Source organism: Pusillimonas sp. MFBS29 (assembly GCF_020687695.1).
Taxonomy (GTDB): Bacteria; Pseudomonadota; Gammaproteobacteria; order Burkholderiales; family Burkholderiaceae_B; genus Pusillimonas_C.
Map to the genome: position 1 here is coordinate 169156 of NZ_JAJEWL010000004.1, position 13416 is coordinate 182571.

Here is a 13416-nt window from a genome sequence, read left to right on the forward strand (position 1 = left end):
TCCTGAACCATCATGCTGCACTATTTGTCTGAACGCATCTTCAGGCTGCTCGTTACCCTTTTCCTGGTACTGAGTTTCGCCTTCGTGATCCTACGCCTGTCGGGCGACCCCGCGCTCATCATCATGTCTCCCGACGCGCCCCCCGAAGCCATAGAAGCGTTTCGCAAGGCTTGGGGCCTGGACGCGCCGCTGTGGCAGCAGTACGTGGGCTACTTCGTCAATCTGCTCCAGGGCAATTTCGGCGTCTCCATGAAAGACGGCACACCCGCCATGCAAACGGTGCTGGAACGCGTTCCCGCCACGCTGGCGATTACGATTCCCGCCTTGATCCTGCAATTGCTCATAGGCGTGCCCGCCGGTGTCTACGCAGCCTTGCATCACAATTCACGCATAGACCGCTTTCTGATGGGCTGTTCGATTGCGGGCCATACCTGCCCGAGTTTTGTGCTGGCGCTGCTGCTGGTAATGATGTTTTCCGTGAGTCTGGGCTGGCTGCCCACCGGCGGCTACGGCAGCATCCAGCACGCGCTGCTGCCCATCCTGACATTGTCGCTGGGTGGCGCTGCCGTGCTGGCCCGCTTTACCCGCTCGGCCATGGTCGAGGTAATGGGTCAGCCCTACATAAGAACGGCGCTGGCCAAGGGATTGAGCTGGCGCCAGGTGGTATTCCGCCATGCCCTGCCCAACGCCGCCATCCCCACCGTCACCCTGATAGGCATGATGGTGGGCGGCCTGATCGCCGGCGCCGTGGTAGTCGAGACCGTATTTTCATGGCCAGGCGAAGGACGTCTGCTGGTGACCTCGGTTGCCAGTCGCGACCTGTCCGTCGTGCAGGCCATTCTGCTGGTCGTGGCCGCCTGCATGGTGATCGCCAACCTGCTGGTTGACGCCCTTTACGTCATACTGGATCCGCGTCTGCGGTCGGGTGGTCAAGGAGCCAAGGCATGAGCACCGTACCAGCAACCGTACCTGCCCATTTTCGGCGCTCGCGCAGCAATTTGCGCGCCTTCTTCAAATCGTGGCCTCCCCTGGTGCTGCTCGGCATAGGCTGGCTGCTTGCCATGATAATCGCCGCCTTGCTGGCCCAATGGCTGATGCCCTACGAGTTCAGCCAGATAGACTTGCGCGCCCGGCTGCAGCCGCCCGTGGGTTTCGGCGGCACCTGGGCGCATGCCCTGGGGACGGATGAACTGGGTCGCGACGTACTGTCCCGGGTCATTTCAGCCATACAGATCAGCCTGCTGATCGCCTTTGCCTCGACAGCGATTTCCACGATGCTGGGCGTGGTGCTGGGCGTAATGGCCGCGCATTTTCGGGGTTGGATCGAAAACCTGGTGCTGGTGCTTATAGACTTTCAGGCCTCCATGCCCTTCATGATCATTGCCCTGGCCGTACTGGCGTTCTTTGGCAATTCGCTGCCGCTGTTCATCTGTTTAATGGGATTCTACGGCTGGGAGCGCACCGCGCGTATTGCGCGCAGCCTGACCATCGCGGCCAACGAGCAGGGTTACGCGGCGGCGGCCCACGACCTGGGCGCCTCGGCCGGTCGCGTATACGGCCGCCACGTACTGCCCAATATCGCCAGCACCATCATCGTGAATATCACCGTTACCTTTCCGGGCGTGGTGCTGCTGGAATCGGGGCTGTCGTTTCTGGGCCTGGGCGTACAACCACCCATGGCCAGCCTTGGCAATATGGTGGGCTACGGTCGCGAATACCTGCAGTCGGCGCCCTGGATTCTATTGTGCCCAAGTTTCGTCATTGTCATGACCACTTTTTCCATCAGTCTGGTCGGCGACTGGCTGCGCGACCGTCTCGACCCTTCAGTGAGCTAATTCCATGCAACAAAAGAAAAACGTATTGTTGATTGTCGTCGATCAGTGGCGCGGCGATACGCTACCCAATCTTGGCCATCACGTACAACTGCCCAATGTTTCGCGCCTGGCGGCCGAAGGCGTCACGTTCGCCCATCATTACACCCAGGCGGTTCCTTGCGGACCGGGCCGAGCCAGCCTGCTGACCGGCATGTACATGATGAATCACCGGGCCACGCAAAACACCATCCCGCTGGATGCGCGTCATACCAATGTGGCCTGGGAGTCGCGCAAGGGCGGCTACGAACCGGCATTGGTTGGCTATACCACCACCACGCCCGATCCACGCTACACCGACCATGAAGACCCGCGCTTTCGCGTGCTGGGCGGCGAAATGGACGGCTGGAAACTGGTGGGGTCCATGGGCCTGAAAATGGAATCCTACTTTGCCTGGGTCGCCCATCGCTGGCCCGACATGCCGTCCACCCCGGAAGACATGTGGCTGCCCCGGGATGCCGACCCAGACGAAATCGGCGCCACTACCAGCCCCTCACTGGTTCCCGCCGAGTTTTCCGATACCTCGTTCTTCACCGAAAAAGCGCTGGAGTACCTGCATGGGGTACGCCACAAACCCTGGTTCCTGCATCTGGGCTACTGGCGTCCTCACCCGCCCTTCATCGCACCCGAACCATGGAATTCGATGTACGACCCCGAGGACAGTCCCGCGCCGGTACGCGCCGAAAGCCCCGAACAGGAAGCTGCGCAGCACCCGCTGACGGAGTTCTACCTGAACAACGTGGGCCGCAAGAATTTCTTCCGGCATGGGGAAGGCCTGGCCAAAGACATGTCCATAGATGAAGTCAAGCAAATGCGGGCCACTTATTACGGCCTGATGAGCGAGGTCGATGCGCAGCTAGGCCGAATCTTTGACTTCCTGGAAAAGACCGGACAGTGGGACGACACCCTGATCATATTCACCAGCGACCACGCCGAACAACTGGGCGACCACCACATGCTGGGCAAGCTGGGCTACTTCGACCAGAGCTATCATATTCCCATGATAGTGCGGGACCCGCGACCGACCGCCGATGCCAGCCGCGGCAAGATCGTGCGCGACTTCACAGAAACCATCGACACCATGCCCACCATCCTGGAGTGGATGGGCTTGCCCGTGCCACGCAGCTGCGACGGCGCTTCGTTGCTGCCTTTCCTGGCTCAGGGCCAGGCACCGCAAGGATGGCGCACGGAAGTTCACTACGAGTTTGATTTCCGGAATATTTTCTATTCCACTCCCGAAGAGCATATGGGCACCGGCCTGGACGACAGCTCGCTGTCGGTGGTGCAAGACCACAACTACAAGTACGTGCATTTCACCAATGCCGCACCGCTGTTCTTCGACCTGAAAGCCGACCCCGCCCAGTTGAACAACCTGGCCAACGATCCCGCCCAACAGCATACAATGCTGAGGTATGCGCAAAAGATGCTGTCCTGGCGCATGCGCTACATGGACCGCACATTGACCGCGTATGCGGCATCTCCTGAAGGACTTTTGAAACGTGCCTGATTCAATGCAAGCAGACCTGGCGCTGCATCCATTACTCGCGCAAGACGATGTGCGCGGCATCGTGTTCGACCTGGACGGCACCTTGATCGACAGTGCCGCCGACATTATCAAAGGCATGCGCCTGACCTTCCAGCATGCCGGCCTGGGCACCCTGCCGGACGACTATTTCCCCGATAACCTGCACGGCACCAGCGCAGGCATCATGCAAGCGATCCTGGCCGACATGGGCTGGCCCGCCCCTGACGACTTTACGCAGCTCAAGGCCCAGTATGTGCAGCATTACGCCAGCCTGGGCCACGGCACCACCCGGCTTTACGCAGGCGCTCAGGATGTATTGCACGCCTGCCGGGACGCATCGCTGGCCATGGGCATCTGCACCAACAAGGTCCACGCCGGCGCACTGGCCGCCACCCATAAAATGGGCATCCACGGGCTGTTCGATTTCATCAGCGGATCAGACAGCTGGCCGCAGGCCAAACCCTCGCCGGTTCCCTTGCTGGAAACCATACGCATGATGGGTCTGGCGCCCGAACAGTGCCTGTATTTCGGCGATACGTCGGTCGATGCCGAATGCGCCCACGCAGCCGGTGTGCGTTTTGTACTGCACGAGTCCGGCTACGGCGACCAGGCGCTCAAGGGCATGCCGCACCATTTTGCGTTTCAGCAATGGGATGAATTGCTCAATGAACGTCCAATAAGTGGATAAGAGCGCTACAACTACGGTACCCGAAAAGCCTAAGAAGCCTCACAATAAGCCAGCATCGTACAAACTCAGTACAAAAAGCAATCCTACGTCAAGCTAAAACCAGAAAAACATTACCTATAAAAACTAGGGTATATTTATGGCTTGGAACAATCGCGACTGGGAGCGCTGGATCCATCAGATTTCCAAGGATTCTGGCTGCGTAAAATGGAGTGCTCACGCCAGAGCTCGTATGCGTGAGCGAAAAATCACCATGCCTGTAATACTGGATATTCTGCATAAAGGTGCAGTCAATCGAGTCCCCGAGGTCAATATCAAGACCGGATATATTGAATGCAGGATCGAAAGATTCTGCGCGGGCCGAAATATCGCAGTCATCGTTGCTATTGAACAAGAACTTGCGCCCTCTTGTCTTGTTGTCACGATATTTATCGTTGGAGAATAATCATGTTTCACTTTACGGATGGTGGGCTCCGTAATGTGTGGCTGGCTAACGGTTACACAACCGAGCAGACTCCTTATGGCGAAGCCATCTCAATACAAAACCTGCCTGCACTTGTCCAAGCTATTTGCAAAGCTCTAATTCGCAAGCGAGCCCGTTTGACTGGCGTAGAGTTTCGTTATCTACGCTCGGCAATGCTGATGTCGCAAGCCTCTTTGGGAAAAGCACTTGGTCGCTCTGATCAATCCGTAGCAATATGGGAGAAGCGCGGACGCATTCCAAAATTTGCCGATTCAATGCTGCGAGTACTGTATGCCGCCCACTCTGACGGCAACGAAAAAGTGAAGAACATCATTCATGCGCTCAATGATACCGATCGCACTATCTACATCGTCATGAAAGAGTCCAGAAGCGGATGGACGGCAGAGGCAAACGAAGAGCAGCCATCCATATTCGACTGCAGTCCGGGATGAGAGCGGTTGCTGCACGAGCCCGGCTACGGCGACCAGGCGCTCAAGGGCATGCCGCGTCATTTTGCGTTTCAAAGATGGGATGAGTTGCTGGCTTCGTGAGCCAGCCTCAGCACTTCGCCAATTAAGCCATAAACAGCACGATTGGCTTCGCTTGAGGTACCGTCCACCGTCGGCACCGCCAGCCCGCTATAGCCATCGAAAGCACCAAAGGCAATGGGGGCGCTGATGCTGTTGGCCACCTCTTCCCAGCGCGGCAGCAATAAAAACCGGCCGCTTGCCAACGCCAGTGCCGCTGCAATGGCATAGCCCCCCCAGTTGGACACCGAGGCCGGGAACAGGAAATCCAGCTCAGTCGCATCCAGCAATCCATGTTCACAAGCACAGTCACTGTCCTTGGGCTTTCCGCTGCTGTTGTGGAATCTGCCCTCCCGGCCAGGCCCTGGCTTCTCTATAAAGAATGCTGCCGAAACCTTGGGCAAGCGCTTCATCAGTTCGTCAACAAACGGCATGGCTGCATTCACGCCTGTCGGGAACTCAAGGCAAAGCGCGGCATTATTACGATTGCACCAGGCACTTTCCTGCAGCAGCGGCACCCCCGCCGCCTGGACCGATGCCTGGACACCCGGCAGAAACCTGGCCTCTGACAGGATGCAAGTCCGAACCCCCAAAGCACCCAGGCAGCGTGCCAGCACGGCTACGCCCGAAGGTCCATCCGTTTCACCATGAGGCAGCCATTCAGGATTGCCGGTGCCCGTCACCAGAATGACAGTACTGTCAGGCAGACGCGGCAGCAATGCCTGGGCAATCTGGCCGCACAGCGGCTGTCCGCCCTGCTGTTCACGGGCCGTCCGGTAGCGCAGTTGGGTCCCGCCTTGCTGTGCAGGCTTATTCTTGAGTTCAAGATTGACTATTTGATCCAGGTATTCGTAATACCACATGCCGGATGCGCCGTTACTCATCTTCGTATCCAAACTCCACATCCAGCCACTTCTCCCAGAGCCTGGATATCGAAGCGTAATCCTGCCGGTCCAGCCCTTCGGCACCTGCGATCTCGTATACGGAATGAGACGCTTGCATGGTGAACAGCGGCACACCTAGTTCACGCGCCAGATCCAGGATAAGCACGGAATCCTTGCGGGCGTTGACGGTAGGCATGCCGCCTTCGAAGTTCTGCTGCTTGATACGCTCGCCAAACCGGTGGGTAAGCGGGCGCATCAGACCCGACTCACGCGCCATCAGGGTATAAAAAACGCTCATGGGCACACCCGCTTTTTTTGCCAGGAAAGCAGCACTATTTCGCAGCGGGCGGCCAACTCGGCCGCGGAAGCCGCTATTTGCAAGCCCACATTGGCCCGCATAGCCAACGATACCGGGGATACCGTCTTTCTAATGATACGCAGTGGTGATGACGCGGTATGCGCCGATCGTGCCATTGGCTCCTATCCCATCAAGACCTTCGTGGTCGATGTAGGCACGCGGCGCCCCTTAGGCATAGGCTCAGGGAACCTGGCCATACTCAGCGCCCTGCCTGAAGATGTTGCTGACCTGATATTGGGTCACAACACTGCCAGGATCAACAGCTACCGGGACATAGACATCCAGCAAGTTCGTGATCTAGCCGCTCAGGGCCGCAGCCAGGGCCACATCGCCATGGATGTGGTTGGTGTGCACGGCGTACGCGCGCTGGGCATGGCAGTGCTACTCAATGGCAAGCCAGTAGCAGCCATCAGCATTGCTGCGATCTCAGCCCGGATGGTGCCTGAACGTGAGCAGAAGCTGTTGAAAGTGCTAAGCCGGGAAATCGCCGAGTTAAGCCTGATGCTCCAGCAACGCACAACCAAAAGCCATTAACTGCATTAGCAAAACAGAAGCGTGGGCATGGCCGTCATATTTACCAGTTATGCTTGCAGGCAACACAGCCAACGCCGACTTGCCATGAAAAAACCCGACGACGCCCACTTGATCGAAACCCTGGTTCACAGCGAAACGCTGGCCGACGGCGGTTTTTTGAAAGCCCGCCGCGATACGGTACGCCTGCCCGATGGCCGCAGCGCCGAACGCGAGTACATTGTGCATCCCGGTGCGGTGGTAATTATTCCCATGCTTGATGGCGACCGGGTCGTGCTGGAGCGACAATTTCGCTATCCCGTCGACCGTGTGATGCTGGAGTTCCCGGCAGGCAAGCTGGATCCCGGCGAAGACCCGCTGGCCTGCGCCATACGCGAACTGCAGGAAGAAACCGGTTATGTCGCCGGGCAATGGGCCTATGCAGGCGCCATGCATCTGGCCATTGCTTATTCCACGGAAATCATTCATATCTTCTTTGCCCGCAACCTTCAGGCGGGGCCGGCCAGGCTGGATAGCGATGAGTTCCTGGAAGTGCGAACGGAAGACATCGACGCCCTGACGCAGGCCTGCCGCGATGGCGGGGTGACCGACGCCAAAACGCTGACCTGCATGTTGTGGCTGCAGAATGTCGTATCGGGCGCCTGGTCGCTCGATTGGCAGAGCCCGCCCGACGCCCTCGTGCCTAAGGCCTGACGAAGGCGATCACGGCCAGCACGCTGGCCACCAGCGCGATCGCGGTCGAGCAATAAACCAGACGCCGTAATACGACTATTTCCTGCTGCAAGCGGGCCGCTGCGGCGTCTATGCTTTCTATCGTGCCTTTCCATTGTGTTGCCAGGCCCTTTACAGACTCGGCATTGTGGGTCACGGCATCCTGCAGTTCGCGGATTTGCTGCGGAATGAGTTCATCCTGTTTGCCAGAGGCAGTTCTGGATGTGAACATGGGCACTGCAGCCGTCACAATTTGCGTAATGTAGGGAAGCGCAATTTTGAGCGCAGGAAGAAAAGCTGCCATGTGTGTTGCCCTTGAAAGTCGAATGCTGAAAATCAGTCTAGCATCTGCCGGCAGCGGGGCGATAGCCCGCAACGCCAGGATCAGCCCTCTAACTTTTTGATACGAATTTCGATATAGTGAGGTGGACTGAATGTCTCTCCATGCATATTATTTAAGCGGCCGGCCATGCCGGCATCAAACAGCAATACACCCCGTCTGGCGACCGATACAATAATGTCGTAAACATTCACACTGTTGCCCGGGGGCATCATGAATCACACAAGGTATCAACACATATACACGCCTGGCCGCTTCTGGCAAAAACTGGGGCCACGTACCCGGTCGCTGGGCCGCGGCGTGCTCGAAAAGGCGCTGTATCTGTATTACGCCGTCCAAAGCGACCGTACGCCCAAATGGGCCAAACGCGTTATTTACGGCGCGCTGGGCTATTTCATTTTCCCGCTCGACGCCATCCCTGATCTGGCCCCCCTGGTCGGCTACACCGATGACCTGAGCATCATGACGGCAGCACTGGCTACCGTGGCGTTCTACATAACGCCCGAGGTCAAGGCACAGGCACACCAGAAGCTGGACTCCTGGTTCGGCACACCCTCGGCCCAAGCCTATACCGATGCCTGACTCACATCCGGGCCATATCCCGGGCGGCTCCCGATTCAAGGCCTGCTGGCTGGCGGAAACCTTGCGTCTGCGCGAAGCGTTGTGGGGGCCGCTTGAAGATGCCAGCGAAGTACGGCGCGTCCGGGTCGAAGAACGCAGCTTCAGTGACAAGATCCTGCTCCGTGCCTATTATCTGGGCAAGCGTGAAAAGCTTGATCTGCTGCTCGACAAATGGATCAGCGGCGCCCGACTCGCCCTTGCCATTCTGTGCCTGCTGGCCCTGATAGGTGGCGTGGGCGCGGCGCTGGGCGCTCTGGGCGACGGCAGCCGGCCGGTCAATCTGTTGCTGGCACTGGTGGCGCTGCTGGGTCTTAACTGGCTGGCACTGGCATTCTGGCTGCTCAGTTTTCTGTTCAAGAGCAATGGCGGTGCGTGGCTGGGCGAGTCATGGCTGTGGCTGACACGCAAACTGGCGCGCGGCCCCGATGCTGCGCTGGCGCCACGTGCACTGATCGAAATGCTCAGCCGCAATCAGGCGCTGCGCTGGTTGCTGGGCGGCGTCAGTCACGGGCTGTGGCTGCTGGCCCTGAGCAGCATGCTGCTTGCCATGCTGGCCCTGCTGTCGGCCAGGCGCTATCAGTTCAACTGGGAAACCACACTGCTTTCCCCCGACACCTTTGTTTTCATCACAACCTGGCTGGGCAGCCTGCCTGGCCTGCTGGGCTTTTCCATGCCGCCCGAAGCCATCATCCGGATCAGCGACGGTCAGCATGTCTTGCCCGATGCCGCACAAAGCCTGTGGTCGGGCTGGCTGATCGGCTGCCTGGTTGTTTACGGTCTGCTGCCCCGGCTGCTGGCGCTCGCATGCAGCCTGATCCCGGTCAGACGCACCATGGCCAGGCTAACGCCTGATGTCACTTTGCCCGGCTATGCCGAACTGCGCGATCGCCTGGCGCCCGCCAGCGAGACCACCGGTATCGACGCACCCGACGCGCCAGGCTTTCAGGCCCGTGTGCACCAACGCACCCTGGCACAGCACGAACCGGGGCAGGCCATGCTGGCCGGCATAGAACTCAGCCCCGAAACGCCATGGCCGCCCGCAACACTCGCAGCATCCATCGCCGATGCCGGCATCATCGACAGCCGCAGCCAACGCAAGGCCTTGCTTGATAGCCTGCAAGAACAGGCTGCCGGCAAGCTGCTGCTGGTTTGCGACCCCAGACAAACTCCCGACCGAGGCACGGTCGCATTGCTGGCTGACCTGGCCAGCCTGGCGGCCCAGACCCGTATTGTGCTCGACGTACAGCCCATGTCAGCAGATGCGAGCCGGCTGTCGGCCTGGATGACCATGCTGCAAGCGGCCGGCTTTGACGACGGGCAGCTTCAGACCGACCTGTCGCAGAACCTGGACTGGCTGGCTGGGACTTCTTCATTCGATCGCGGGGGTGAGCGTGTCCAATCCTGACCAGATCCTGCGGTTGGCCGTCGTTGGCCATACCAATACAGGCAAAACCTCGCTGCTGCGCACCCTGACGCGTGATGCGAGCTTTGGCAAGGTGGACGACAACCCGGGCACTACCCGGCATGTGGAAGGCGCCCGCCTGCTGGCCAATGGCGTCGTGCTGGTCGAACTCTATGACACGCCCGGCATGGAAGACGGCATTGCGCTGCTGGATTATCTGGACGTGCTCGCACCGCCAGCCGAACGGCTTGATGGCCCCGAACGCATACGCCGATTCCTGCAAAGCCCGGAAAGCAAACGCCGCTATGAACAGGAAGCCAGGGTATTGCACAAGCTGCTTGAGTGCGATGCCGGCCTGTATGTCGTTGACGTACGCGATCCGGTGCTGGGCAAGCACAAGGACGAGCTGAGCATACTGGCCAGCTGCGGGCATCCGTTGCTGCCCGTCCTGAATTTCACCAGCAGTCCGGGCCAGCGTCTGGCTGCCTGGCGGGAAGCCTTGTCCAGGCTGGGTCTGCACGCCATGGTGGAATTCGACACCATCGCTCCCGCACTCGACGGGGAAGCCCAGCTTTACGACAAACTGGCCCTGCTTATGGACAAGCATGCTTCCTTGTTGCAGACGCTGAAACACGATGTGGCCGAACAGCGCGCCCTGCGTCACGACGACGCCTTGCGACTGATCGCCGAGCTGCTGATAGACGCTGCCGCATGGCGCGTGGCCAGCGAGCCCGAACAGACGGCGCTGGACGCAGCTACCGCCACACTCCGACGCAAACTGCGCGAACGGGAAAATGCCTGCATACGAGCCTTGCTCAAACGGTATAACTTCAGCAACCGTGACTTCCCTGCACACGCTTTGCCGCTGGAAGGCGAGCGTTGGGGCATGGACCTGTTTCATCCACAAGCACTCAAGGATGTCGGGATACGTGTGGGCAAAGGCATGGCAGCAGGCGCCATGGCAGGCGCCACACTTGATGCCTTTACCGCCGGCCTGAGCCTGGGCACCGCAACCTTGCTGGGCGCGGCGGCAGGCGGTCTGTGGCAAGGCGCCGACAAACTGGGCAAGCGCATGCTGGGTCGCCTGAAGGGGTATCAGGAAATCAGTGTGGATGATGCGGTCTTGCGTCTGCTGGCCGTTCGTCAGTTGGCACTGGTACATGCCCTGGAGCGTCGTGGCCATGCAGCACAAACACCCATAGAGCTGGCGTCCGAAGACAGCACTATGAAGGCCTGGCAACGCGACAGCCTGCCCGATGAGCTGCAGGAAGCGCGCAGCCAGCCGCAGTGGTCGACCTTGTCGGAAGACTATCAGGCCAGTGCGCGTCGCAATGAAATCGCGCAGGTGCTCGCGGCCAAACTGGCACGCGAATGAACCCGCACAACGCCCGGCCTAGAGCAACACCGGCTCGTTGGGCAGATCGTCGGGATTGCCGCCAGGGCCGGCGCCTGGCGGGCAGCGCCCAGCCAGAATTTTTTCTATGTCTTCAACAGCAGCCAGCACGCCGGCCGCGTAATCACTGTTTTGCAACCGGCTTTGCAGTCGGTCGCTGACCTGTTCCCATAAATCATCGCCTGCGGCTATGCCGCGGTCGGCAACGATTTCTATGCTGTGACGATCCAGCGCCAGATACAGGAGCACACCCGTATTCCGGGGCGTATCCCATACTCGCAAACGGCCAAAGACTTCCAGGGCACGCATGCGGCTGGCTGGCTCGTGCTCGGGGCTGACCGCCTCGATGGCCACCATGAGTTCACCGGTATGGCCTTGCTCACCCAACCGTATGCGCTCGGCAATTTGCGCAAGCACCTCTGCCGTAAAGTGCTTGCGTCGCAGCCATTGGCCTTCCAGGCTGGACCAGCCCGTGAAGCGCTTCCATATCGCAGCAGATGTTTGCATGGCGACTCCTGTTGAATTCAAGATATTGGGCTACCAGCTGCCCGAGGCACCACCGCCTCCGCTACCGCCGCCTCCGCCGCCCCCAAAGCCACCACCACCGCCGAAACCGCCGCCTCCACCGAAGCCACCGCCAAAGCCGCCACCCAGTCCACCGATGACGCCGCCACGGCGCGAAGCCCGGGCTGCGCTACCTTTGCCACCCGCCCCGAACACGCGCCCGATGCGGCTGAGCACAAAGGCCAGCACCGCAGCGACAAGCCCGATGAGCACGCTGTTGAACATAAGAAAGACGAAGATGCCCACGGCAAAAGCTGCAAAAGCGGCAGGCATGAAAAAGCTCATGAAAGCAAGCGGAAACAACATGATGACGGGCGAGTCATCGCTCGATTGCTGTTCGCTGGCAGCTCCGGGCGCCGGCGGCGGCAGTGATTCTCCTTCGACCAGCCTGACCAGGCTGTCGACACCGGCCACGATGCCTCCGGCGTAGTCGTTCTGCTTGAAGCGTGGCGTAATCTGCTCGCGTATGATGCGCCCGGCCAGCAAGTCAGGCACCGCGCCTTCCAGCCCGTAGCCAACTTCGATGCGCAGGCGTCGGTCATCTTTGGCCACCAGCAGCAGGATGCCGTCATCGACACTGGCCCGCCCCAGACGCCACTGATCAAATACGCGCCTGGCGTAGCCTTCGATGCTGTCTTCGCCGGTGGTGGGCACCACCAGCACTGCAATCTGCGCTCCCTTGGACTTATCCAGATCGGCCAGTTTTTGATTCAGGCTGGCCTGAGTAGACGAATCGAGCGTACCGGTTTGATCGGTGACCCACGCAGTAAGCTCGGGCACGGCGACCTGAGCTGCCTGAGCTGCGGGCAGCAAGGCCGCGATGGCCAGCACGGCATACAGGACGAAACGCACTAGCCGCATTACGATTTCGCTGCCTCAGGCAGGGTGAACTTGACCTCAGGATCGCGGGTAATTTCTTCCTGTCTGGATACGCCGTAGTTTTCCATAGTGTCGTAGCCAAAAATCTTGGCCGTGATCACGGTGGGGAACTGGCGTATGAACTGGTTGTATTCCTGCACGGCCTGAACATAGCGACCGCGCTCGGTGGCGATACGATTCTCGGTGCCTTCGAGCTGTGTCATCAGGTCGCGCACCACTCCATCACTTTTAAGCTGCGGGTAGTTCTCGGATACGGCTATCAGACGCGACAGCGCAGAGGAAAGCTCGCCCTGCACCTGGTTGAAACGCGCCATCAGGGCCGGATCCTGCAGGTCTGCGGCCGAGATCTGGATGCTGCCCACCTTGGCACGGGCTTCAGTAACCTGGGTCAGTATGGCGCGCTCATTGGCCATATAGGCATCGACCGAAGCGACCAGCTTGGGCACGAGCTCGGCGCGACGTTCGTACTGGTTCAGCGTTTGCGACCAGGCCGCCTTGACCTGTTCGTCGAGGCGTTGAATGTCGTTATAGCCGCAACCCGACAATATCAGGGCGAGCCAGGGCATAACCAGCAACAGCAGAATACGTTTCATGGATGTTCACTAAAGAGGGAAGTAGATAAATTACATCAGTTTGCGCGGGCTTTGCCAAGACGAAAAACC

Annotated in this window: 17 protein-coding genes; 11 read left to right on the forward strand and 6 right to left on the reverse strand. The window is 59.5% G+C overall.

The features are described 5' to 3' along the window. Positions 1 to 12: 12 nt before the first annotated feature. The 6 genes from LKR43_RS07840 (at position 13) to LKR43_RS07865 (ending at position 4996) form a co-directional block, all read left to right on the forward strand. Positions 13 to 948 (forward strand): ABC transporter permease, encoded by a 936-nt coding sequence (locus tag LKR43_RS07840; RefSeq protein WP_227683488.1) that lies wholly within the window; start codon positions 13 to 15, stop codon positions 946 to 948. Then, positions 945 to 1835 (forward strand): ABC transporter permease, encoded by an 891-nt coding sequence (locus LKR43_RS07845; RefSeq protein WP_227683489.1) that lies wholly within the window; start codon positions 945 to 947, stop codon positions 1833 to 1835. The genes LKR43_RS07840 and LKR43_RS07845 overlap by 4 nt, the downstream gene beginning before the upstream one ends. 4 nt (positions 1836 to 1839) lie before the next feature. Beyond that, positions 1840 to 3378: a phosphoric/sulfuric ester hydrolase PehA gene (gene pehA, locus LKR43_RS07850; RefSeq protein ID WP_227683490.1), complete on the forward strand. Its 1539-nt coding sequence runs from the start codon at positions 1840 to 1842 to the stop codon at positions 3376 to 3378. Further along, on the forward strand, positions 3371 to 4084 hold the full coding sequence (locus LKR43_RS07855; protein WP_227683491.1) for an HAD-IA family hydrolase: 714 nt from the start codon (positions 3371 to 3373) through the stop codon (positions 4082 to 4084). Before pehA ends, LKR43_RS07855 begins: the two co-directional genes overlap by 8 nt. Positions 4085 to 4220: 136 nt before the next feature. Continuing rightward, positions 4221 to 4526, forward strand: coding sequence for a DUF4258 domain-containing protein (locus tag LKR43_RS07860; protein WP_227683492.1), 306 nt, complete (start codon positions 4221 to 4223; stop codon positions 4524 to 4526). 2 nt (positions 4527 to 4528) lie between these two features. Next, positions 4529 to 4996, forward strand: coding sequence for a DNA-binding transcriptional regulator (locus LKR43_RS07865; protein WP_227683493.1), 468 nt, complete (start codon positions 4529 to 4531; stop codon positions 4994 to 4996). A 68-nt stretch (positions 4997 to 5064) separates the two neighbouring features. Here the strand turns inward: LKR43_RS07865 and LKR43_RS07870 are convergent, their stop codons facing one another. Continuing rightward, positions 5065 to 5955, reverse strand: coding sequence for a glutamate cyclase domain-containing protein (locus LKR43_RS07870; protein WP_227683494.1), 891 nt, complete (start codon positions 5953 to 5955; stop codon positions 5065 to 5067). Beyond that, the gene (locus LKR43_RS07875) at positions 5948 to 6373 is read right to left on the reverse strand and encodes an NAD-binding protein (protein WP_370632084.1); all 426 of its coding nucleotides are present in this window, start codon (positions 6371 to 6373) and stop codon (positions 5948 to 5950) included. The genes LKR43_RS07870 and LKR43_RS07875 overlap by 8 nt, the downstream gene beginning before the upstream one ends. On the opposite strand from LKR43_RS07875, the gene LKR43_RS07880 reads away from it, so the two are divergent. Both LKR43_RS07880 and LKR43_RS07885 read left to right on the forward strand, forming a co-directional pair. Next, positions 6344 to 6847: an IclR family transcriptional regulator C-terminal domain-containing protein gene (locus tag LKR43_RS07880; protein WP_227683495.1), complete on the forward strand. Its 504-nt coding sequence runs from the start codon at positions 6344 to 6346 to the stop codon at positions 6845 to 6847. The genes LKR43_RS07875 and LKR43_RS07880 overlap by 30 nt on opposite strands. A gap of 84 nt (positions 6848 to 6931) precedes the next feature. Beyond that, positions 6932 to 7537, forward strand: a complete 606-nt coding sequence (locus tag LKR43_RS07885; protein ID WP_227683496.1) for an NUDIX domain-containing protein — start codon at positions 6932 to 6934, stop codon at positions 7535 to 7537. Here the strand turns inward: LKR43_RS07885 and LKR43_RS07890 are convergent. Next, the gene (locus LKR43_RS07890; protein ID WP_227683497.1) at positions 7527 to 7859 is read right to left on the reverse strand and encodes a hypothetical protein; all 333 of its coding nucleotides are present in this window, start codon (positions 7857 to 7859) and stop codon (positions 7527 to 7529) included. The two genes, LKR43_RS07885 and LKR43_RS07890, sit on opposite strands and share 11 nt — an antisense overlap. Before the next feature lie 249 nt (positions 7860 to 8108). Between LKR43_RS07890 and LKR43_RS07895 the strand changes: the two genes are divergently transcribed. From LKR43_RS07895 to LKR43_RS07905, 3 genes are read left to right on the forward strand one after another with little or no spacing between them, the layout of a single operon-like run. Further along, entirely contained in the window at positions 8109 to 8477 is a 369-nt protein-coding gene (locus tag LKR43_RS07895; protein ID WP_227683498.1) for a YkvA family protein, read from the forward strand. Next, positions 8470 to 9921 (forward strand): DUF2868 domain-containing protein, encoded by a 1452-nt coding sequence (locus tag LKR43_RS07900; RefSeq protein ID WP_227683499.1) that lies wholly within the window; start codon positions 8470 to 8472, stop codon positions 9919 to 9921. The genes LKR43_RS07895 and LKR43_RS07900 overlap by 8 nt, the downstream gene beginning before the upstream one ends. Continuing rightward, positions 9908 to 11293, forward strand: a complete 1386-nt coding sequence (locus LKR43_RS07905) for a GTPase/DUF3482 domain-containing protein (RefSeq protein WP_227683500.1) — start codon at positions 9908 to 9910, stop codon at positions 11291 to 11293. Before LKR43_RS07900 ends, LKR43_RS07905 begins: the two co-directional genes overlap by 14 nt. Before the next feature lie 18 nt (positions 11294 to 11311). On the opposite strand, the gene LKR43_RS07910 is transcribed toward LKR43_RS07905, so the two are convergent. The 3 genes from LKR43_RS07910 to LKR43_RS07920 are packed head-to-tail and all read right to left on the reverse strand — an operon-like array spanning position 11312 to position 13347. Next, positions 11312 to 11818, reverse strand: a complete 507-nt coding sequence (locus tag LKR43_RS07910; protein ID WP_227683501.1) for a TPM domain-containing protein — start codon at positions 11816 to 11818, stop codon at positions 11312 to 11314. A gap of 30 nt (positions 11819 to 11848) precedes the next feature. Continuing rightward, the gene (locus tag LKR43_RS07915) at positions 11849 to 12736 is read right to left on the reverse strand and encodes a YgcG family protein (RefSeq protein WP_227683502.1); all 888 of its coding nucleotides are present in this window, start codon (positions 12734 to 12736) and stop codon (positions 11849 to 11851) included. Beyond that, positions 12736 to 13347, reverse strand: coding sequence for a LemA family protein (locus LKR43_RS07920; RefSeq protein ID WP_227683503.1), 612 nt, complete (start codon positions 13345 to 13347; stop codon positions 12736 to 12738). Before LKR43_RS07920 ends, LKR43_RS07915 begins: the two co-directional genes overlap by 1 nt. Positions 13348 to 13416: the final 69 nt, after the last annotated feature.